At 40.7% G+C, this 1,202-nt stretch carries 8 tRNA genes; all 8 read left to right on the forward strand.

Annotated elements, in window-relative coordinates:
- Positions 1 to 34 precede the first annotated feature (34 nt).
- Positions 35 to 111: transfer RNA gene (locus HMPREF2782_RS08470), tRNA-Met, on the forward strand.
- Positions 112 to 156: 45 nt separating this feature from the next.
- Positions 157 to 231: transfer RNA gene (locus HMPREF2782_RS08475), tRNA-Glu, on the forward strand.
- 196 nt (positions 232 to 427) lie between these two features.
- Positions 428 to 502, forward strand: a tRNA-Glu gene (locus HMPREF2782_RS08480).
- Between the two features lie 3 nt (positions 503 to 505).
- Positions 506 to 581, forward strand: a tRNA-Val gene (locus tag HMPREF2782_RS08485).
- Positions 582 to 612: 31 nt separating this feature from the next.
- A tRNA-Asp gene (locus tag HMPREF2782_RS08490) sits at positions 613 to 689 on the forward strand.
- Positions 690 to 715: 26 nt separating this feature from the next.
- Positions 716 to 791: transfer RNA gene (locus tag HMPREF2782_RS08495), tRNA-Thr, on the forward strand.
- Between the two features lie 123 nt (positions 792 to 914).
- A tRNA-Gly gene (locus HMPREF2782_RS08500) sits at positions 915 to 989 on the forward strand.
- Positions 990 to 996: 7 nt separating this feature from the next.
- Positions 997 to 1,070 (forward strand) — tRNA-Gly (locus HMPREF2782_RS08505).
- Positions 1,071 to 1,202: the final 132 nt, after the last annotated feature.

The following is a 1,202-nucleotide window of genomic DNA, read 5'->3' on the forward strand; positions in this document are numbered from 1 at the left end:
GTCGTAGGTTCAAATCCTACTCCCGCAACCATGTGGCGAAGTAGCTCAGTTGGCTAGAGCATTCGGTTCATACCCGGAGTGTCAAGAGTTCAAGTCTCTTCTTCGCTACCATTTTTTTTATAAGCTCTTAGCTTATTAACCAGCATGGAGCTTTTGGGCTCCATGGTCAAGTGGTTAAGACACCAGCCTCTCACGCTGGTATCCCGGGTTCAAATCCCGGTGGAGTCACCACTTATATTTTTTTATAATTTTACGGCCCTATGGTCAAGCGGTTTATGATCCTAACCCAATTTATGAAATAAATTGATGGTAGGTCAGATGTCGCGGTGTTTCAAAGTTGCATGCAACTTTGTCAACAAGCCGACTAAGACATTTGTAGCTTGCTGCAAGATAAAAAAGTATGTTTGATAAATATAATATTTAATAAGGCCCTATGGTCAAGCGGTTAAGACATCGCCCTTTCACGGCGGTATCCCGGGTTCAAATCCCGGTAGGGTCACCAAATGGAAGTATAGCTCAGTTGGGAGAGCATCTGCCTTACAAGCAGGGGGTCACAGGTTCGAGCCCTGTTACTTCCACCATAATATTTTTATATTAGGCTATTTTAATTATGGCTTAGTAGTTCAGCTGGTTAGAATGCCGCCCTGTCACGGCGGAGGTCGTGGGTTCGAGTCCCATCTAAGTCGCCATTTGGATTTCAATAGAGATCCAATGTGCTGATGTAGCTCAATTGGTAGAGCAATTGATTTGTAATCAATAGGTTGTAGGTTCAAGTCCTATCATCAGCTCCATATTAAGGTTTTCCTTTATATTATAAATTTTAACGTTTATTAAAAATAAAAATAGGAATTGGGTGCTTGCTAATTTAATAATTTATTTTAGCTTTCACTTTGTTATTTCCTTTTATATTATTTGCGGAAGTGGCTCAGTGGTAGAGTATCGCCTTGCCAAGGCGAGGGTCGCGGGTTCGAATCCCGTCTTCCGCTCCAATTTTATGCGGGTGTAGCTCAGTGGTAGAGCCCCAGCCTTCCAAGCTGGTTGCGAGGGTCCGATTCCCTTCACCCGCTCCATTTTTTATAAATTATTTTTATTTTTTAAAATTTTGTGGTATAATCTATATTACAGTAGGTAATGATAGTACCATATTATATTGTTAAGATATTAATAAACTTATATTTTTAATTATGCGCCTGTAGCTCAGC

Origin of the sequence: Anaerococcus sp. HMSC068A02, from assembly GCF_001811125.1 — a bacterium.
Classification (GTDB): domain Bacteria; phylum Bacillota; class Clostridia; order Tissierellales; family Peptoniphilaceae; genus Anaerococcus; species Anaerococcus vaginalis_C.